General features: G+C 74.3%; 16 protein-coding genes. 6 read left to right on the plus strand and 10 right to left on the minus strand.

Going from position 1 to position 19,433, the window contains the following annotated elements; translation table 11 throughout:
* Positions 1 to 41 precede the first annotated feature (41 nt).
* Genes ACFWN3_RS03235 through ACFWN3_RS03245 form a run of 3 tightly spaced genes read right to left on the minus strand, consistent with a single transcriptional unit; the run spans position 42 to position 3,402 of the window.
* Positions 42 to 881: a transglutaminase domain-containing protein gene (locus tag ACFWN3_RS03235; RefSeq protein WP_377643382.1), complete on the minus strand. Its 840-nt coding sequence runs from the start codon at positions 879 to 881 to the stop codon at positions 42 to 44.
* The gene (locus ACFWN3_RS03240; RefSeq protein WP_377643386.1) at positions 881 to 1,810 is read right to left on the minus strand and encodes an alpha-E domain-containing protein; all 930 of its coding nucleotides are present in this window, start codon (positions 1,808 to 1,810) and stop codon (positions 881 to 883) included. Before ACFWN3_RS03240 ends, ACFWN3_RS03235 begins: the two co-directional genes overlap by 1 nt.
* Positions 1,804 to 3,402, minus strand: coding sequence for a circularly permuted type 2 ATP-grasp protein (locus tag ACFWN3_RS03245; RefSeq protein WP_377645515.1), 1,599 nt, complete (start codon positions 3,400 to 3,402; stop codon positions 1,804 to 1,806). The genes ACFWN3_RS03240 and ACFWN3_RS03245 overlap by 7 nt, the downstream gene beginning before the upstream one ends.
* A 220-nt stretch (positions 3,403 to 3,622) precedes the next feature.
* On the opposite strand from ACFWN3_RS03245, the gene ACFWN3_RS03250 reads away from it, so the two are divergent.
* Positions 3,623 to 4,033 (plus strand): YccF domain-containing protein, encoded by a 411-nt coding sequence (locus ACFWN3_RS03250; protein ID WP_377643388.1) that lies wholly within the window; start codon positions 3,623 to 3,625, stop codon positions 4,031 to 4,033.
* Between the two features lie 21 nt (positions 4,034 to 4,054).
* Here ACFWN3_RS03250 and ACFWN3_RS03255 read toward each other — a convergent pair whose 3' ends face one another.
* Together ACFWN3_RS03255 and recA are read right to left on the minus strand one after the other, a co-directional pair.
* Positions 4,055 to 4,642, minus strand: a complete 588-nt coding sequence (locus tag ACFWN3_RS03255) for a regulatory protein RecX (RefSeq protein ID WP_377643389.1) — start codon at positions 4,640 to 4,642, stop codon at positions 4,055 to 4,057.
* A 23-nt stretch (positions 4,643 to 4,665) separates the two neighbouring features.
* Positions 4,666 to 5,727, minus strand: coding sequence for a recombinase RecA (gene recA, locus ACFWN3_RS03260; protein ID WP_377643391.1), 1,062 nt, complete (start codon positions 5,725 to 5,727; stop codon positions 4,666 to 4,668).
* A 265-nt stretch (positions 5,728 to 5,992) separates the two neighbouring features.
* Between recA and ACFWN3_RS03265 the strand changes: the two genes are divergently transcribed.
* Complete coding sequence (locus ACFWN3_RS03265; RefSeq protein ID WP_377643393.1) at positions 5,993 to 7,753, plus strand: SulP family inorganic anion transporter; 1,761 nt, start codon at positions 5,993 to 5,995, stop codon at positions 7,751 to 7,753.
* A 16-nt stretch (positions 7,754 to 7,769) separates the two neighbouring features.
* On the opposite strand, the gene ACFWN3_RS03270 is transcribed toward ACFWN3_RS03265, so the two are convergent.
* The 5 genes from ACFWN3_RS03270 to ACFWN3_RS03290 form a co-directional block, all read right to left on the minus strand.
* Positions 7,770 to 8,711 carry a homocysteine S-methyltransferase family protein gene (locus ACFWN3_RS03270; RefSeq protein ID WP_377643394.1) on the minus strand — a complete coding sequence of 314 codons (942 nt, stop codon included), beginning with the start codon at positions 8,709 to 8,711 and terminating at the stop codon, positions 7,770 to 7,772.
* Between the two features lie 61 nt (positions 8,712 to 8,772).
* Entirely contained in the window at positions 8,773 to 9,591 is an 819-nt protein-coding gene (locus ACFWN3_RS03275) for an ABC transporter permease (protein ID WP_377643396.1), read from the minus strand.
* Positions 9,588 to 10,433, minus strand: coding sequence for an ABC transporter permease (locus ACFWN3_RS03280; protein ID WP_377643398.1), 846 nt, complete (start codon positions 10,431 to 10,433; stop codon positions 9,588 to 9,590). Before ACFWN3_RS03280 ends, ACFWN3_RS03275 begins: the two co-directional genes overlap by 4 nt.
* Positions 10,433 to 11,362, minus strand: a complete 930-nt coding sequence (locus ACFWN3_RS03285) for an ABC transporter ATP-binding protein (RefSeq protein WP_377643400.1) — start codon at positions 11,360 to 11,362, stop codon at positions 10,433 to 10,435. The genes ACFWN3_RS03280 and ACFWN3_RS03285 overlap by 1 nt, the downstream gene beginning before the upstream one ends.
* 108 nt (positions 11,363 to 11,470) lie before the next feature.
* Positions 11,471 to 11,692, minus strand: a complete 222-nt coding sequence (locus tag ACFWN3_RS03290; RefSeq protein WP_377643402.1) for a DUF3046 domain-containing protein — start codon at positions 11,690 to 11,692, stop codon at positions 11,471 to 11,473.
* Between the two features lie 76 nt (positions 11,693 to 11,768).
* Between ACFWN3_RS03290 and ACFWN3_RS03295 the strand changes: the two genes are divergently transcribed.
* The 4 genes from ACFWN3_RS03295 to ACFWN3_RS03310 all read left to right on the plus strand — a co-directional run bounded on the left by ACFWN3_RS03295 (position 11,769) and on the right by ACFWN3_RS03310 (position 19,392).
* On the plus strand, positions 11,769 to 12,737 hold the full coding sequence (locus ACFWN3_RS03295; protein ID WP_377643404.1) for a nitrilase-related carbon-nitrogen hydrolase: 969 nt from the start codon (positions 11,769 to 11,771) through the stop codon (positions 12,735 to 12,737).
* A gap of 2 nt (positions 12,738 to 12,739) precedes the next feature.
* A complete protein-coding gene (locus ACFWN3_RS03300) occupies positions 12,740 to 13,789 on the plus strand; it encodes an agmatine/peptidylarginine deiminase (RefSeq protein ID WP_377643405.1) in 1,050 nt (349 codons plus the stop codon).
* Positions 13,790 to 13,887: 98 nt separating this feature from the next.
* Positions 13,888 to 14,589 (plus strand): endonuclease/exonuclease/phosphatase family protein, encoded by a 702-nt coding sequence (locus ACFWN3_RS03305; RefSeq protein ID WP_377643407.1) that lies wholly within the window; start codon positions 13,888 to 13,890, stop codon positions 14,587 to 14,589.
* A gap of 72 nt (positions 14,590 to 14,661) precedes the next feature.
* A complete protein-coding gene (locus tag ACFWN3_RS03310; RefSeq protein WP_377643409.1) occupies positions 14,662 to 19,392 on the plus strand; it encodes an ATP-dependent helicase in 4,731 nt (1,576 codons plus the stop codon).
* Positions 19,393 to 19,433: the final 41 nt, after the last annotated feature.

Here is a 19,433-nt window from a genome sequence, read left to right on the forward strand (position 1 = left end):
GTCAAGGGTAAGCCGCCGGACGCCACCGCCGGGAATCAGCGTCAGGCGAGGCGGGTGATGGCGACGCTCACCTCGAGGGTCGCGGCGGCCCGTCCCGAGTAGATCCCCTTGAACGGGGGGACGTCCTCGTAGTCGCGGCCACGGGCGACGACGACGTGGTCGGTCGAGACCTCGGTGCCGTTGGTCGGGTCGAGGGGGACCCACCCGTCGTCCCAGAACTCGACCCAGGCGTGGCTCTCGCCCGTCGAGGTCTCGCCGACGGCGGCGTCGCGCGTGGGCACGAGGTAGCCCGAGACGTACCGCGCCGGGATCCCGAGGGTGCGCAGCGCGCCGATCGTGATGTGGGCGAAGTCCTGGCACACGCCCGCCCGCTCGGCCCAGGCGTCCTCGCCGCGGCTGTGCACGCCGGTGACCCCCCGCTGGTAGCGCATCTCCTGGCGGACGAGGTCGGACAGCCCGGTGGCGGCCTCGCGCGGCGTCGCGGATCCCCGCACCGCCTCGGCGAGCTCGGTGATGCCGGACCCGGGGCGGGTCCGCGCCGAGAGCATGAGCCACTCGAAGCTGCGGTCCTGCACGGCGCGGTCGCGCACGGCGGTCCAGTCGAGCGCGGTCCGGTGCGGCTCGACGGGCACCCGCTCGACGGTCGAGATCGCCTCGATGTCCAGGCGCGAGTGCTCGGCGAGGCTCTCCATCGCCATGACGTGGGTGCCCCAGTGGTCGCGGTAGACGTGGCTCCAGGTCATCGGGCGGATCCGGATCCGGTTCTCGAGGGTCGTCTGGCCGGCCTCGTTGAGCGGCGTCATCCGCAGCTCGTTGTGGGCGGCCCGGACCCCGCGCTCGTAGGTGAGCGAGGTCGTGTGGACGATGCGGTAGCGGCGCATCAGAACACCCCGTCCTTGGTCCACGTCGTCAGCGGGCCCGACTGGAAGTAGCGGCCCGCGATCGCGTGCGACCCGGCCATGACGGCGCCCTGGACGCGGAGCATCTGGGCCGGCAGGTCGGCGATGACGTCGGAGGTGGCCCGGAACTCCAGCGAGGTCCGGATCCGCCCGAGCTGGCGCCGCGCCTCGTCGGACACCCCGATCCGCTCGGCCTGCGGCGGCGAGAGGGCGGCGAGGCGGCGCTCGGCCTCGGAGAGGGCGAAGAACACCGATCGCGGGAACTCGCGGTCGAGGACGAGGAAGGCGGCGGCCGCGTCGTCGCTGAGCAGCCCACGCTGGCTGCGCATGAACGCCTGTTGCGCACCGCAGCTCGACAGCACGACTGACCAGGGGGCACCCCCGCGCGGCATCGCGCCGGTCGCGACGAGCCGGGCGGTCATGTCGGCCCGCTCGAGGCTGCGCCCGAGGACGAGGAAGTCCCACGCCTCGTCGTGCGACATCGTCGAGTCGGCGATGCCCGAGACGAGGGCCGCGCGCTCACGCGCCCACGACAGGTGGCGTTCGGTGGCGACGGTGCGCCCGAACCCGTTCCAGCGGTGCCACGTCGTGTTGATGGCCTCCCACAGCTCGGTGGACAGGGTCTCGCGGGCGCGACGGGCGTTCTCGCGGGCGGCGAACCAGGCCCCGGTGATCGAGCTCGCGTTGGACCGGTCGAAGACGAGGGCCGAGCTGACGTCGCCGAAGGTCGCCTCGCCGTCCCACGGCATGCCCATGATGACCGAGAGGACGGTGTTCGAGGCGAGCACCTCGTCGGCGCCCGGGTCCTCGAGGAGCTGCAGGCGCAGGACGTCGACGATGCGCGCGGTGCCGTCGGCGCGCTCGGTGTACCGGCCGATCCAGAAGAGCGACTCGGCGATGCGGCTCAGCACGAGGGACCCCCGGCGTCCCGGGTCGCCGCCGCCCGCGTCCGCTCCGGCTCCTGCTGCTGCTCCTGCTGCTGCTGCTCTTGTTGTTGTTGTTGCTGCTGCTGCTCGCGCATGCTGTCCTCGTGCGAGGCCGTCGGCGCGCTCATGACGACGACCTCGCGGTTGTCGGGCAGCCGGGTCGGGGCGTTGCCGGCCGGACGCCGGTCGGACAGCACCCAGGTGTCCTTGCTGCCGCCGCCCTGGCTGGAGTTGACGACGAGCTCGCCCTCGGGGAGCGCGACCCGGGTGAGGCCACCGGGCAGGACCCGCACCCGCTCCCCGTCGTTGACGGCGAACGGCCGCAGGTCGACGTGGCGGGGCGCGAGGTGGCCGTCGATGAAGGTCGGGACCGTCGAGAGCTGGACGACGGGCTGGGCGATCCAGCCGCGCGGGTCGGCCTCGATCCGGCCGCGGAGGCGCTCGAGGGTGGCGGCATCGGCCTTCGGCCCGACGACCAGGCCCTTGCCGCCGGACCCGTCGACCGGCTTGACGACCATCTCGTGGAGGTTCGCGAGGACGTGCGAGAGCACGTGGGGCTCCTCGCACCGGAAGGTGTCGACGTTGCCGAGGACGGGGTCCTCGTCGAGGTAGAACCGGATGAGCTCGGGCAGGTAGGAGTAGATGAGCTTGTCGTCGGCCACGCCGTTGCCGATGGCGTTCGCCACCGTCACGCGTCCGCTGCGCATCGCCGAGACCAGGCCGGCCACCCCGAGGACGGAGTCGCCGCGGAAGTGCACCGGGTCGAGGAACTCGTCGTCGACCCGGCGGTAGATGACGTCGACCGGCTTGTCGCCGGTCGTCGTGCGCATCCGCACCTGGCCGCCGACGCAGACGAGGTCACGGCCCTCGACGAGCTCGACGCCCATCATCCGGGCGAGGAGGGCGTGCTCGAAGTACGCCGAGTTGAAGACCCCCGGCGTGAGGACGACGACCGTCGGGTCGCTCGCGCCGTCGGGCGCGGCAGCGCGCAACGCGGCGAGGAGCATGCGGGGGTAGTCGTGGACCGGGCGGATCCGCATCGTCGCGAAGGCCTCGGGGAAGACGTTGGCCATCGCGCGGCGGTTGGCGATGACGTAGCTGACGCCGGACGGGACGCGGACGTTGTCCTCGAGGACGCGGAAGGTGCCCTCCTCGTCGCGGATGAGGTCGACGCCGCTGACGTGGACCCGCACGCCGTTGCTCGGGCGGATGCCCATGACCGCGCGGTGGTAGTGGCTCGAGCTGGCGATGAGGCGCCACGGGATGACGCCCTCGTGGACCGCGCGCGGGATCTCGCCCTCGCGCGAGTAGATGTCGTCGAGGAAGGACTCGAGGGCCGTGACCCGCTGGACGACGCCCGACTCGATGACCTGCCACTCGTGGGCCGAGATGACCCGCGGGACGGCGTCGAGCGGGAACGGTCGCTCCTCGCCCGCGTAGTCGAACGTCACGCCCTGGTCGAGGTAGGAGCGGGCGAGGGTGTCGGCGCGCTCCTTGAGCGTCTGGCCCGTCATCGCCCGGAGGGTGTGGAAGACCGGCTTGTACGCCGTCCGCGGCGACCCGGGTTCGGAGAGCATCTCGTCCCAGGCGGCGCCGAGCCGGTACTCCTCGAAGAGGCTGCTGCTTCCCGCCTCGGCTCCCTGCTCGCTCACGTGACGAACCTATGGCCACCGCGTGAACCTGTCATCACGGACGTGTCACCGCCACGTTTCCCGGCCCTCGCAGGCGCGGTCGGGAACGCCACGACCCCGACGTGTCGTTGGGCCGGGCGAGAACCACTCTCCCGGAAGGACTCCCGTGCGGACCCTGCTCAACCTCGTCTGGCTCGTCTTCGGCGGGCTCTGGCTCGCGCTGGGTTATGCCCTCGCGGGGGTCGTGTTCTGCGTCCTCGTCGTGACGATCCCGCTCGGCGTCGCCTCGTTCCGGATGGCGAGCTACGCCCTGTGGCCCTTCGGTCGCGCGGTCGTGGCCCAGGAGGGAGCCGGTGCGGGATCGGTGCTGCTCAACGTCGTGTGGGTCGTCCTCGCCGGCTGGTGGCTGGCCCTGGGCCACCTGCTCACGGCCGTCGCGCAGGCGATCACCATCATCGGGATCCCGCTCGCCGTGGCGAACCTCAAGATGCTGCCGGTCTCCCTCGTGCCCTACGGCAAGCGGATCGTCCCGGCCGACTCCCTGCCTCCGGGTCAGCGCCCGCTCCACTCCCTCTGACCCGCGGGCGGCCGGGGCGCGTCAGTCGCGCTGGTGCTCCGGGGCCTCGCGCACGGCCTCGCGGACGACGCGCATCGCGACGTCGGAGGGGTAGCCCTTGCGGGCGAGCATCCCGGCCAGGCGCCGGGTCTGCACGACGGGCTCGAGCCCGTGCATCGAGCGCATCTTCTTCGCGACGAGCTGGCGGGCGCGGTCCTCCTCGTCGGCCGGGTCGACCTCGTCGAGGGCGGCGCGGGCCGTGTCGTCGTCGACGCCCTTGCGCCGCAGCTCCTGGGCGAGCGCGCGCCGCGCCAGGCCCCGTCCGGCCTGCTGGGAGCGGACGAGCATCCCGGCGTAGGCCTCGTCGTCGACAAGGCCGACCTCCTCCATCCGGTTCAGGACCGCGCAGGCGACGTCGTCGGGGCACTCCTTGCGCCGCAGCACCTGCTCGAGCTGCGAGCGCGACCGCGGGGCGGCGGTCAGCTGGCGCAGCACGATCTGGCGGGCCCAGTCGTGCGGGTCGACGGCCTCGCCACGGGTGCGGGGGTCGGCCTCGGGATCGGGAGGCGCGACGCCCCGCGACCCCACCGCCCAGTCGGGCGGCGGGGTCGCGGGGTCGGCGAACGTCATCGCGGTCGGTCCGGGAGGTCGGCTCAGAAGTCGACGGGGACCTCGGGCACGACGACGGCCTCGACGCGCGGCTGCCCGATGCCGAGCTTGACCTTGATGTTCTTCTCGAGCTCGTCGGCGAGGTCGGGGTTGTCCTTGAGGAAGGCGCGGGCGTTCTCCTTGCCCTGGCCCAGCTGGTCGCCGTCCATCGTGTACCAGGCGCCGGCCTTGCGGACGAAGCCGTGGTCGACGCCCATGTCGATGAGGCCGCCCTCGCGGGAGATGCCCTGCCCGTAGAGGATGTCGAACTCGGCCTGCTTGAACGGCGGGCTCACCTTGTTCTTCACGACCTTGCAGCGGGTGCGGTTGCCGACCGCGTCGGTGCCGTCCTTGAGGGTCTCGATGCGCCGGACGTCGAGGCGGACCGAGGCGTAGAACTTCAGCGCCTTGCCACCGGTCGTCGTCTCGGGCGAGCCGAACATCACGCCGATCTTCTCGCGGAGCTGGTTGATGAAGATCGCCGTCGTGCCGGTGGTGTTGAGGGCCCCGGTGATCTTGCGCAGCGCCTGGGACATGAGGCGGGCCTGGAGGCCGACGTGGCTGTCGCCCATCTCGCCCTCGATCTCGGCGCGGGGCACGAGGGCCGCCACGGAGTCGATGACGATGATGTCGAGGGCGCCGGAGCGGATGAGCATGTCGGCGATCTCGAGGGCCTGCTCCCCCGTGTCGGGCTGGGAGACGAGGAGCGCGTCGGTGTCGACGCCGAGCGCCTTGGCGTACTCGGGGTCGAGCGCGTGCTCGGCGTCGATGAACGCGGCGATGCCCCCGGCCTTCTGCGCGTTGGCGACGGCGTGGAGGGCCACGGTCGTCTTGCCCGAGCTCTCCGGGCCGTAGATCTCGACGACCCGGCCGCGGGGCAGCCCGCCGATGCCGAGCGCGACGTCGAGGGCGATCGACCCGGTCGGGATGACCTCGATCGGGGGACGGACGTCGTCGCCGAGGCGCATGACGGCACCCTTGCCGTGCTGCTTCTCGATCTGCGCCATCACCGAGGAGAGGGCCTTGTCCTTCTCCCCACCGTTGGCCGCGGCCACCGGGTTGGGCATCACTGCTCCGCGAGTACCAGCCATGTCACACCTGTTCTTTCGTGTCGAGCGTCGAGCGCGCCCACCGGCGACCAACCCGCGCGGTCGGACTTCTCGCGTGGTCTTGGTCAGACGCTAGGTGGTGGCACCGACAGCGTCCCGGGCTGCCGTGGACCTGTGGACGAGTGCTCTCGGCGTCGCCACCTGTGGACGACAGTAGCCGAACACGTGTTCGACCCACCGGATTGCCCCGCGACACGCCGGTGCGGTGTGGTCGAATCGCCCCGTGCCCACCGCCGACGGCTACGAGCGGCCCCTCTCCTCCCGCCGGAGGCTGTCCGCCGCCCGTTCGCTGCCCGGTCTCACGACCCTGCGGGGCTACGAGCGCCCCTGGCTGCGGGGCGACCTCCTCGCCGGGGTCACCGTCGCCGCCTACCTCGTCCCCCAGGTCATGGCCTACGCGCAGATCGCGGGCCTCCCCCCGGCGACCGGGCTGCTCGCGATCGTCGGGCCCACCCTGCTCTACGCGGTGCTCGGCTCCTCGCGCCAGCTCTCCGTCGGCCCCGAGTCGACGACCGCGCTCATGACGGCCACGGCGGTCGCGGCGCTCGGCGTCAGCGGTCCCGACGAGTACGCGGCGCTGGCCGCCGCCCTCGCCGTCGTCACCGGGGTGCTCTGCCTCGTCGGCTGGCTCCTCGGCCTCGGCTTCCTCGCCGACCTGCTCTCGCGCCCGGTGCTCGTCGGCTACCTCGCCGGGGTCGCCGTCCTCATGGTCGTCAGCCAGCTCGACACCCTCACCGGCATCCCGGTCGGCGACGGCTCGCTCCCCGAGCAGGTCTGGGACGTCGTGCGCGGCGTCGGCGACGCCCACGGCCCCACCGTCGCGCTCGGCGTGACCCTCCTCGTCCTGCTCCTCCTCGTGTCGCACCGCTGGCCGCGGCTGCCCACCCCGCTCCTCGCCGTCCTCCTCGGCGCCGCGGCCGTCGCCGCCCTCGGGCTGCGCGACGTCGGCGTCGAGACCGTCGGCGCCCTCCCCACCACCCTCCCCCGCCTGACCCTGCCCGACCTGTCCCCCGGGTCGGTCCTGTCGATGCTCGGGCCGGCGCTCGGCATCGCCGTCGTCGCGTACTCCGACAACGTCCTCACGGCGCGGGCCTTCGGCGACCGGCGCGGCGAGCGCATCGACGCCGACCAGGAGTTCCTCGCCCTCGGCGCCGCGAACATCGCCGGCGGCCTGCTCTCGGGCTTCCCGGTGAGCAGCAGCGGCAGCCGCACCGCCATCGGCGACTCGATGGGCAGCCGCACCCAGCTCGCCTCGCTCGTCACCCTCGGCACCGTCCTCGTCGCGGTGCTGGCCCTCGCGCCCGTCATCGCCGCGTTCCCGAAGGCGGCGCTGGGGGCCCTCGTCGTCTACGCCGCGATCCGGCTCGTCGACGTCGCGGAGATCCGGCGGGTGGCGCGGTTCCGGCGCAGCGAGCTCGCCCTCCTCGTCGCGACGACGCTCGGCGTCTTCGCCCTCGGCGCCCTCAACGGGATCCTCCTCGCCGTCGCCCTCTCGCTCGGCGACCTCCTGCGCCGCGTCGCGCGGCCCCACGACGGCGTCCTCGGGTACGTGCCCGGCATCGCGGGGATGCACGACGTCGACGACTACCCCGAGGCCCGCCAGGTCCCGGGACTCGTCGTGTACCGGTACGACTCACCCCTCTTCTTCGCCAACGCCGAGGACTTCCACCGCCGCGCCCTCGCGGCCGTCGACGACGCGCAGGACGCCGTCGAGTGGCTCGTCCTCAACGCCGAGGCCGTCGTCGAGGTCGACCTCACGAGCCTGGACGCCCTCGCCCGGCTGCACCGCGAGCTCGACGAGCGCGGGGTCGTCCTCGCCCTCGCGCGGGTCAAGCAGGACCTCCTCGACGACCTCCAGGCGGCGCACCTGGTGGAGGCCGTCGGGACGGAGCGGATCTTCCCGACCCTGCCGACGGCCGTCGAGGGGTACCTCGGGTGGCACGAGGCGACGCACGGCCGCCCGCACCCGTTCCGCGCGGGCTGAGCCGCCACCGGCCGGCTCACGCCCCGGCGGCCCCGGGGACGCCCCACAGCGACGCGACGTGGCGCACGTCGGTCCCGCAGCAGCCGCCGACGACGCGCAGCCGGGTCAGCTGCCCGGCGAGCTGCTCCTGCTCTGCCCGCAGCCGCGCGGGGTCGCCGTCGTCCAGGTCCTCGGCGGCGTCGAGCTCGGCGTGGCTGAGGGTGGAGGCGTTGACCCGCGTGCCGAGGACGCGCTCCTGCCACGCGCCGCCGTCGAGCCCGGCGAGGACGTGGGTCGGGTGCGCGCAGTTGACGAGGAAGTGGTCCGGGGGCGCCGCCTCCTCGACCGCCGCGACGGCCGCGGAGAGGGTCGAGCCGTCGGGCAGGCGCCCGTCGGTCTCCACCGTGAACGACACGGCCACCGGCACCCCGGCCCCGCGGGCCGCGAGGACGGCGCCGACGGCCTCCGCCGCGGTCGTCAGGGTGTAGGCGGCGACGAGGTCGGCGCCGGCGAGCGCGCCGACCTGGGCGGCGTGGTAGTCGCGTGCCTGCTCGGCGGTGACGGCCTCGCCGACGACGTACCCGTCGCCCCACGGCCCGACCGTCCCCACGACGAGGACCGCGGGCACGTCGGCGGCGTAGCGGTCGGCCAGCGAGCGGGCCAGGCCGACCGCGTCGGCGTTGACCCGGGCGAGGGCGCCGGCGTCGTACCCGACGAGGGCCGCCCAGTCGGGGTTCGCCCGCCACGTGGGGGTCTCGACGAGCAGCCCGGCCGAGGCCGCCGCCGCCACGCGCGCGTACCCGTCGTAGTACGTCGTGAGGAGGTCGCGGCCGGCCGCGTCGTCGACGAGCGGGAACGCCGCGAACTGCGGCAGGTCGACACCGTGGTGGAAGATCAGGTCGGTCTCGAGACCGCCGTCGGTGACGAAGCCCGGCAGCGCCGGGTCGTGGAGGGCCGGGAGCGCGGGCGCGACGGACATCGCATCACTGTCCTCCAGGACCCACTGACCTGTCGAGACCTGCGAGCGCGACGCACCGGCCTCAGGTGAGGAGCAGCTTCTCGATCCGGCGGGAGGCGCCGACGACCCCCACGGCGACGAGGACGAGCAGGTACGCCACGTGCCCGAGGATCCCCCCCGAGACCTCCCCCAGCATCAGCTCCCGCTCCAGCGAGACCGCGTGGTAGAGCGGCGTCGCCTGGACGACCCACTGGAGGACGGGCGGGTACACCCCGAGCGGGAAGAACGTCGCCGAGAAGAGGAACATCGGCTGCACCACGAGGGTGATGTACTCGAAGTGCTGCCACGACGACATGTACGTCGTCGCCCACATCCCGACGGCCGAGAAGGCGAACCCGATGAGGACGGCGGCCGGCAGCGCGAGCAGGGCCCACCACGAGCGGACGAACCCGGCGGCCAGCGCCACGATGACGAAGATCGCGGAGTACACGGTGCCGCGCAGCATCGACCAGGTGATCTCGCCGACGGCGATGTCGCGCGGCCCGACGGGGGTCGCGAGCATCGCGTCGTAGAGCCGGGCGTAGCGCAGCTTGAAGAAGACGTTGAAGGTGCTGTCGAACACGGCCCCGTTCATCGCCGACGTCGCGAGCATCGCCGGGGCGACGAACACCGCGTACGGCACCTCGGTCCCGGCGTCGGTCGTCACGGTACCGATGAGGGCGCCGAGGCCCACCCCGAGCGAGAACAGGTAGAGCACCGGCTCGGCGAAGCCCGAGATGAAGATGAGCCAGGCGCGCCGGAAGGCCGTGTAGTTGCGGGCCACGACGAAGCGCGCCAGCCCGGCCCCGGCGGGGAAGGGCAGCGCTCGCGAGCCGCGGACGGCGGTGTCGAGGGCGCTCACTCGACGAGCCTGCGGGTGAACTGCCGGCGGGCCAGCCACCAGCCGGCGGCGAGCCACACGGCGAGGAAGGCCACGTGGAGGAGCATCCCGGGCTCCCACGACCCGGTCGCCGACGCGCGGCACAGCTCGGTGCCGTGCCACAGCGGCGACACCCAGCCGACCGGCTGGAGGACCGCGGGCAGGGCGTCGATCGGGAAGAAGACGCCCGAGACCATGAGGACCGGGGCGAGGACGAGCCGGTTGACCACGCCGAAGCCGCTGTCGTCGTCGACCGTGGCGGCCAGCGCGAACAGCGGCAGCGACACGGCGAGGCCGGTCGCGGCGGCGGCCGGCACCATCGCGAGCGCCCACCACGACGTGAAGGAGCCGAGCAGCGCCCCCATCACGACGAAGATCGCCGAGGCGGTGACGAGGTGGACGGCGACGACGAGCACGTGCCCGGCGAGCACCTCGACGACGACGAGCGGCGCCGCGAGCATCGCCCGGTACATCTGGTTCCACCGCAGGTAGCCCATGACGACGTAGGTGGACTCGCCGAACGCCAGCCACATCGCCTGCATCGCGACGAGCCCGGGCGCGACGAACCGGAGGTACGGCGTGCCGTCGATGCCGCCGGACCCGCCGTCGACGAGGCCGCCGACACCGAGTCCCACCGAGAGCAGGAACAGCAGCGGTGCGAGGAAGCGCTCGATGATCGTCGCGCGCCAGGTGCGCCGGTAGACGAGGACGTGGTGCCCGGTCACCGCGAGGAGGCGCTCGACCGCGGACATCGCCGGCCGGGGTCCGGGCGCGAGTCGCCCGCTCGGGACCGCGAGCGTCGTGGGGTTGATCGGGGTCGACATCAGTCGACGAGGGTCCGGCCGGTGAGGAAGAGGAAGACGTCCTCGAGGGTGGAGCGGCGCACGAGCGAGGACAGCGGGGCGACCCCGCGGGCGTGGATCTCGGCGAGCGCGGCGTCACCGTCCTCGGTGTAGACGAGGAGGCGGTCGGGCAGCACCTCGAGGCGCTTGCCGACGCCGTCGACGTCGCCGACCGAGCGCTCCTGCTCGTCGTGGTCGAAGCGCAGCTCGACGACCTCGCGGGTGGAGTAGGAGGTGATGAGCTCGCGGGGGCTGCCCTCGGCGACGATCCGGCCGTGGTCCATGACGACGAGGCGGTCGCACAGCTGCTCGGCCTCGTCCATGTAGTGCGTCGTGACGATGAGGGTGACGCCGGCGCGCTTGAGCCGGAACAGGCGGTCCCAGAGCACGTGCCGCGCCTGGGGGTCCAGGCCCGTCGTCGGCTCGTCGAGGAGGAGGACCTCGGGGTTGTTCATGAGGGAGCGCGCGATGGTGAGGCGGCGCTTCATCCCGCCCGAGAGCGGCTCGACCCGGTCGTGGCGGCGGTCGGTGAGCTGGGAGAAGTCGAGGAGCTCGTCGGCCCGGGCGCGCACCTCGGAGCGCGAGAGCCCGAAGAAGCGGCCGTAGACCCAGAGGTTCTCCTCGACCGAGAGGTCCTCGTCGAGGATGTCGCGCTGCGGGCACACGCCGAGGCGGGCGCGGATGGCGGGGCCGTCGGTCGCGGGGTCCATCCCGAGGATCGTCAGCTCGCCCTCGGTGACCGGGGAGACGCAGCCAACCATCCGCATCGTCGAGGACTTGCCGGCCCCGTTGGGACCGAGGAAGCCGAACGCCTCGCCGCGGTGGACGTCGACGTCGATGCCGTCGACGGCGGTGAAGTCGCCGAAGCGCTTCGTCAGCCCTCGGGCCCGCAACAGGACGTCGTCACCCACGCCCGCGACGGTAGAGGATTTCCTGTTCAACCACACCTCGGGAGGACGTCGGCTGTCCGAAAGGTGACAACGATGGACCGATGCGCTGTGAGCGCTCTCAGGAGGGCGTCACGGACGGCGCGGGTCCGGGCGCCCGTGGCGGCGCTCCTCGGGGACGTCCATGGCGGCGCACAGGGCCAGCCAGACCTCCCGAGGCGGCACGGCGGAGGCGAGCGCCTCGACCGCGGTGCGGTCGCCGAGGGCGGCCATGACGTGGGAGCGGGCGAGGGACTGCGCGTAGGCCGCGCCGAACTCGTCGTCCATCCGGGCCCAGAACTCCGACACTCGCACGGCGGGGACGGTACACGCCGGCCGCCGGGCCGCGGCGGGCGGTGGGTGCCCCCGCGAGGGCGGCATACTGGCCCGCATGCGCCTGATCACCGCCGCTGAGGTGCCCACCTCGCTCGCCCGCGTCCACGAGCCCACCGAGCCGCCGGTGCGCGTCGGCCTCGTCCAGCACGCCTGGGACGACGACGAGGGCCGCCTGCGCGCCACCCTCCTCGAGGGCATCCGCACCGCCGCCGACGCGGGCGCCGAGGTCGTCTTCCTCCCCGAGCTCACCCTGTCGCGCTACCCCGCCGACGCCCTGCCGTCCGGCCGTCCCGACGCCACGGCCGAGTCCCTCGAGGACGGCCCCACCATGGCCTTCGCGCGCGAGGCCGCCGCGGCGGCGGGCGTGCACGTCCACGCGAGCCTGTACGAGAAGGCCCCGGCCGTCGACGGGTCCGACGACGGCCTCGGGTTCAACACCGCCGTGCTCGTCGCTCCCGACGGCACGCTGGTGGGGCGCACCCGCAAGACCCACATCCCCGTGACCGCCGGCTACTACGAGGACAGGTACTTCCGCCACGGCCCGCCGCAGGACGCCTACCCCGTCTACGACGTCGAGGCGCTGCGGATGAGAGTCGGCCTGCCCACGTGCTGGGACGAGTGGTTCCCCGAGGTCGCCCGGGCCTACAGCCTGGGCGGCGCGCAGGTCCTCGTGTACCCGACGGCCATCGGGTCCGAGCCCGACCACCCCGACTTCGACACCCAGCCGCTGTGGGAGCACACGATCGTCGGGCACGCCATCGCGAGCGGGGTCTTCGTCGTCGTCCCGAACCGGTACGGCACCGAGGGGCTCATCACCTTCTACGGCAGCTCGTTCATCGCCGACCCCTACGGGCGGGTCCTCGTGCGGGCACCGCGTGACGAGGCCGCCGTCCTCGTCGCCGACCTCGACCTCGCACAGCGGCAGGACTGGCTCGACCTCTTCCCGTTCCTCGCGACGCGGCGGCCCGACTCCTACGGCGTGCTCGCCGAGCCGGTCCGTCCCGAGCACCGCCGGGAGGGCTGAGGATGTCGGCGGCCGGCGCGTGGCGGATGCCGCCCGAGTGGGCGCCGCACGAGCGCACCTGGATGGCGTGGCCGTCGGCCGGCTACACCCTCGGTGACACCGAGGCCGACGCGGACGTCGCGCGCGGCACCTGGGCCGCGGTGGCCCGGGCCGTGGCGGGGTTCGAGCCCGTCGTCCTCGTCGCCGACCCCTCGGCGGCCGACGTCGCCCGCGACCGGGTCGGCCGCGGCGGGCCGACCGCCCACGGCATCGAGGTGCTCGAGGCACCCCTCGACGACGCGTGGATGCGCGACATCGGGCCCACCTTCGTGCGTGGGGCGGACGGCGCCCTCGGTGCGGTCGACTGGGTCTTTAACGGCTGGGGCGCCCAGGCCTGGGCGAGCTGGGAGCGCGACGCCCGCATCGGGGCGTTCGTCGCCGACCGGGCGGGGGCCCTGCGCATCGGGTCCGACCTCGTCAACGAGGGCGGCGGCATCCACGTCGACGGCCTCGGCACCGTGCTGCTCACCGAGACCGTCCAGCTCGACCCCGGGCGCAACCCCGGGCTGACCCGAGCCGACGTCGAGGCCGAGCTCGCCCGCACCATCGGCGTCGACACCTGCATCTGGCTCCCCTGCGGGCTCACCCGCGACTACGACGAGTTCGGCACCCGCGGGCACGTCGACATCGTCGCGACCTTCGCCTCCCCCGGCGTCGTCCTGCTCCACTGGCAGGGCGACCCCGCCCACCCCGACCACGAGGTGTCCCGCGAGCTCGAGGCGCTGCTCGCGTCGTCGCGCGACGCCCGTGGCGAGCCGCTCGAGGTCGTCCGCGTCCCGGCCCCGAGGACCCTGGCGGACGACGAGGGCTGGGTCGACTGGTCCTACATCAACCACCTCGTCGTCAACGACGGGGTCGTCGCCTGCACCTACGAGGACCCCCAGGACGCCGACTCCCTCGCGGTCCTCGAGCGGGCCTACGAGGGGCGCCGGGTCGTCGGCGTCGACGCGCGCCCCCTCTTCGAGCGGGGCGGCGGCATCCACTGCATCACCCAGCAGCAACCGCGCGCCTGAGGGAGGCGGCCGGCCCGACGTGTCGAAGGTCTGGCCGATCGGGCCATGTCCCCCCGGTTCGCCTGCGCGGGACGCCGGTCGCCTGTTAGACCATCCCCGTGACCAGCACGCTGCTCCGTGTGGGGACATGGAACCTCGACGGTCGATGGGACCCCCATGTCGAGGCTGCCCTGTCCAAGGTCAGCGCCGACGTCTGGCTGCTCACCGAGGTGCCCGAGGCCGCCGTGCCCGAGGGGTACCTGCCCTACTGGTCGTCGGCCCCCCTCGTCGCCGGCCGCCACTACGCCGCCGTCCTCGTGCGCGACACCGCCCGCGTCATCGGGCGCTGGGACGGTGACCTGCACCCCGCGAGCGCCGCGGCCGTCGTCGGCGGCACGGTCTTCTGCTCCTCCGTGCTGCCCTGGCGCTCATGCGGCCGGGAGGCGCCGTGGGAGGGCTCGACGACCGCCGACAAGACCGCCGCCGTCACCCGCCGCCTCGCCGGCTCCCTCCCTCGGGGTGCCACGGTGTGGGGCGGCGACTGGAACCACGCCTTCCGCGGGCCCGAGCGCGCCGGCAGCGTCGAGGGGCGCGAGCACGTCCTCGACGCCTGCGCCAAGCTCGACCTCACCGTCGTCACCGCCGAGAGCCCCCACCGCACCGAGGGCCTGTCGAGCATCGACCACATCGCCGTCCCCGAGTCGGCGACGGTGCGCACGGTGCGCCGGGTCGAGATGAAGGGCGCGCGGCGGCACCTGTCGGACCACGACGCCTACGTCGTCGACGTCCGCCTCGGCGGGACCCGCCGCACCCGCCGCTGAGCCGCCGCGCCCGCCACCGAGCCGTCGCGCGCCCGCCGGCCTGTCGGTGGTGGGTGAGAGGCTGGCCCGACGATGACCGACGACGTGCTCGACCGCTTCTCCCCCGCCACCGCCGCGTGGTTCCGGGGGAGCTTCAGTGCGCCCACCACGGCCCAGGCCGGCGCGTGGGAGGCGGTCAGCGGCGGCAAGAACGCCCTCGTCGTCGCGCCCACCGGTTCGGGCAAGACCCTCTCGGCGTTCCTGTGGGCCCTCGACCGGCTCGCCGCCGAGCCCGTCCCCGAGGAGCGCCTGCGCCGGTGCCGCGTCCTGTACGTCTCGCCGATGAAGGCGCTCGCCGTCGACGTCGAGCGCAACCTGCGCAGCCCCCTCGTCGGCATCCGGCACGCCGCCACGCGCCTCGGCCTCCCCGAGCCCGACATCACCGTCTCGGTGCGCTCGGGCGACACCCCGGCCGACGAACGACGGGCCTTCGCCCGCACCCCCACCGACGTCCTCATCACGACGCCCGAGTCGCTCTTCCTCATCCTCACCTCCGCCGCCCGCGAGGCGCTGGCCGGCGTCGAGACGGTCATCCTCGACGAGGTCCACGCCCTCGCCGGCACCAAGCGCGGTGCCCACCTCGCCCTCTCCCTCGAGCGGCTCGACCACCAGCTCGAGCGCCCGGCCCAGCGGATCGGCCTGTCCGCCACCGTCCGGCCGGTCGAGGAGGTCGCCCGCTTCCTCGCCGGCGGCCGTCCCGTCGAGGTCGTCCAGCCGCCGTCGACGAAGGAGTGGGACCTCAAGGTCGTCGTCCCCGTCCCCGACATGGCCGAGCTCGGCCAGCCGACCGGCGACCTGTCCGGCGCGGCCTCGGGGCAGGAGCAGCGGGCCTCGATCTGGCCGCACGTCGAGGAGCGCATCGTCGACCTCGTCGCCGAGCACACCTCCACGCTCGTGTTCTCCAACAGCCGCAGGCTCGCCGAGCGGCTGACCACGCGGCTCAACGAGATCTGGGAGGAGCGCACCGAGGCGGCCGAGGGCGCCGAGACGGTGGGGGCCCCCGGGGCGACCCCGCGCCCGTCCGCCCTCACCCGCTCCCCCGCGCAGGTCATGGCCCAGGCCGGCCAGTCGTCCGGCGCCCCTCCCGTGCTGGCCCGCGCCCACCACGGCTCGGTGAGCAAGGAGCAGCGCGCGAGCATCGAGGAGGAGCTGAAGTCCGGGCGGCTGCCCGCGGTCGTCGCGACGAGCAGCCTCGAGCTCGGCATCGACATGGGCGCCGTCGACCTCGTCGTCCAGGTCGAGTCACCGCCCTCCGTCGCCTCGGGCCTGCAGCGCGTCGGGCGGGCCGGCCACCAGGTCGGGGCGGTGTCGCGCGGCGTGCTCTTCCCCAAGTTCCGCGGCGACCTCGTCCAGACCGCCGTCGTCGTCGAGCGGATGCTCGCCGGCGAGATCGAGGCGCTGCACGTGCCGAGCAACCCGCTCGACGTCCTCGCCCAGCAGGTCGTCGCCATGTGCGCCCTCGACGACTGGTCGGTCGACGACGTCCTCGCCCTCGCCCGGCGCTCGGCGCCGTACGCCGGCCTGACCCGCCCCGTCCTCGAGTCGGTCCTCGACATGCTCGCGGGGCGCTACCCCAGCGAGGACTTCGCCGAGCTGCGCGCCCGCATCACCTGGGACCGGCTCTCCGACACGCTCACCGGGCGGCGCGGGGCCCAGCGGCTCGCGGTGACCTCGGGCGGCACCATCCCCGACCGCGGCCTGTTCGCCGTCTTCCTCGCCACCGGAGAGGGACCCGGCCGGCGGGTCGGCGAGCTCGACGAGGAGATGGTCTACGAGTCGCGGGTCGGAGACCTGTTCACCCTCGGCACGACGACGTGGCGCATCGAGGACATCACCCACGACCGCGTCCTCGTCACCCCCGCACCGGGGCTGCCGGGGCGGCTGCCGTTCTGGAAGGGCGACTCCCAGGGCCGTCCCGCCCAGCTCGGCCGCGCCGTCGGGGCGTTCGTCCGCGAGCTCGAGGCCCTGCCGGCACCCGCGGCGCGCGAGCGGGTCCGCGCCGCGGGCCTCGACGACTGGGCCGCCGACAACCTCCTCACCTACCTGCGCGAGCAGCGCGAGGCCACGGGGCACGTCCCCGACGACCGCACCATCGTCGTCGAGCGCTTCCGCGACGAGCTCGGCGACTGGCGGATCGCCGTCCTGTCCCCGTTCGGCGCCCAGGTCCACGCCCCGTGGGCCCTGTCGGTCAGCGCCCGGATGCGCGACCGCTTCGGCGTCGACGTCCAGGCCATGCACGGCGACGACGGCATCGTGCTGCGCCTGCCCGACATCGAGCTCGACGAGGTCGACGGCGTCGGCGGGCCCGCCGGCCGCGGCGTGGGCCGCGAGCTCCTCGACCTCGTGACCCTCGACCCCGACGACGTGCGGGGCCTGGTCACCGAGGAGATCGGCGGGTCGGCCCTGTTCGCGTCGCGGTTCCGCGAGTGCGCGGCGCGGGCGCTCCTGCTCCCCCGGCGGCGACCCGACCGGCGCCAGCCCCTGTGGCAGCAGCGCCAGCGGGCCTCGCAGCTCCTCGAGGTCGCGAGCCGCTACCCGACCTTCCCCATCGTCCTCGAGGCCGTCCGCGAGTGCGTCCAGGACGTCTTCGACGTGCCGGGCCTCGTCGACCTCATGCGCGACATCGGCTCGCGCAAGGTCACGGTCGTCGACGTCGAGAGCTCCACGCCCTCGCCGTTCGCCAAGTCCCTCCTCTTCGGCTACGTCGCCCAGTTCCTCTACGAGGGCGACTCGCCGCTGGCCGAGCGCCGTGCGGCCGCGCTCGCCCTCGACCCCTCCCTGCTCGCCGAGCTGCTCGGTTCGGCCGAGGGGCTGGCCCTGCGCGACCTCCTCGACGCCGAGCAGGTCGCCCGGACCGAGGCCGAGCTCCAGCGGCTCACGCCCGAGCGGGCCGCACGCGACGCCGACGACGTCCTCGACCTCGTCCGTGGGCTCGGCCCCCTGTCGACCGAGGCGGTCCTCACCCGCTGCCGCGAGGGGACCACCGGCGCCGACGTCGAGGGCTGGCTCGCCGGGCTGCGCGAGCAGCGCCAGGTCATCGAGGTCCGGGTCGCCGGCGAGGAGCGCTGGGCGGCGGTCGAGGACGCGTCCCGGCTGCGCGACGCCCTCGGCGTCTCACTGCCGCCCGGCGTGGCGCAGGCCTTCCTCGAGCCGGTCGACGACCCGCTCGGCGACCTCGTCGCGCGGTACGCCCGCACCCACGCCCCGTTCCACCCGCTCGAGGTCGCGCGCGCGTACGGCCTCGGGATCGCCGTGGTCCACGCGGCCCTGACGCGCCTCGTCTCCTCCGGCCGGGTCGTCGAGGGCGAGCTGCTGCCCACCGGTGGCGGCGGCACCGAGTTCTGCGACGCCGAGGTGCTGCGGATGCTGCGGCGCCGCTCCCTCGCGGCGCTGCGCGCGGAGGTCGAGCCGGTCACCCCGGTCGAGCTGTCGCGCTTCCTCCAGGAGTGGCAGGGGGTCGGCGGCCGGCTGCGCGGGCGCGACGGCCTGCTGCGGGTCGTCGAGCAGCTCAGTGGCGCGGTGCTGCCGGCGAGCGGGGTCGAGTCGCTCGTGCTGCCCTCCCGCGTCGCCGACTACACGCCCGGCCTGCTCGACGAGCTCCTCGCGAGCGGCGAGGTCCTGTGGTGCGGTCACGGGTCGCTGCCCGGCGACGACGGGTGGGTGTCGCTGCACGCCGCCGACTCCGCGCACCTCACCCTGCCCGGGCCCGACCTCGACCGGGTTCCCGGCGACGACGCGCTCGCCGTCCTCGACGCCCTCGCCGGCGGCGGGGCCCACTTCTTCCGCACCCTCTCCGACCAGGTCGGCTCCACCGACGACGAGGCGCTGGCGACGACGCTGTGGGACCTCGTGTGGTCGGGCCGGGTCACCGGCGACACCTTCGCCCCGGTGCGGGCGCTGCTCGCAGGGGGCCGCACCGCCCACAGGCGGACGGCCGCGGGGCCGCGGCGCACCCGGTACGCCGGGCGCCGCGGACCGCTGGGGGCGTTGGGGTCGGCCCCGGCGCGGCCGAGCCTGCCGACCCGCACGGGTCCGCCACGGGTCACGGGGCGCTGGTCGCTGCTGCCCCTCGTCGACGACGACCCCACGCTGCGCGCCTTCGCCACCGCCGAGCTGCTCCTCGACCGGCACGGCGTCCTCACCCGAGGCGCCGTCGCGGCCGAGGACGTCCCCGGCGGGTTCGCGGGGATCTACCGGGTGCTCGGCAAGGCCGAGGAGGCGGGGCGGGTCCGGCGCGGCTACTTCGTCGAAGGGCTGGGAGCCTCGCAGTTCGGCACCACCGGGGCCGTCGACCGGCTCCGCGGGGCGAGCAGCGGGCCCGGCGACCGGTCGCGGCGCGAGGCCGTCGAGGCCGTCGTCCTCGCCACCAGCGACCCCGCCAACCCCTACGGCGCTGCCCTGCCGTGGCCGGAACGGGCCGTCGACCCGGCGGAGGAGGGCGCCGACGGCGGTGCCGGCCCCGACCGGCGTCGCCGCCACCAGCCCGGGCGCAAGGCCGGTGCCGTCGTCGTCCTCGTCGAGGGCGATCTCGTCCTCTACGTCGAGCGGGGCGGCAAGACGCTCCTCACCTACGGCGACGACCCGCAGCTCCTCGGTGCCGCGGCCCGGGCCCTCGCCGGGGCCGTGCGCGGTGGCAGCCTCGGGCGGCTCAGCGTCGAGAAGGCCGACGGGGGCGCGCTCCTCGGGTCCGGCCACCCGGTCGTCGCCGCCCTCGAGGAGGCGGGCTTCCACCTCACCCCCCGAGGGCTGCGCATCCGCCGCTGAGCGCGGCGGCGGGGCATCCACCGCCGCGGCGGCGGCCTTCC

The sequence above is a fragment of the Oryzobacter terrae genome, from assembly GCF_042756445.1.
Lineage (GTDB): Bacteria > Actinomycetota > Actinomycetes > Actinomycetales > Dermatophilaceae > Oryzobacter > Oryzobacter terrae.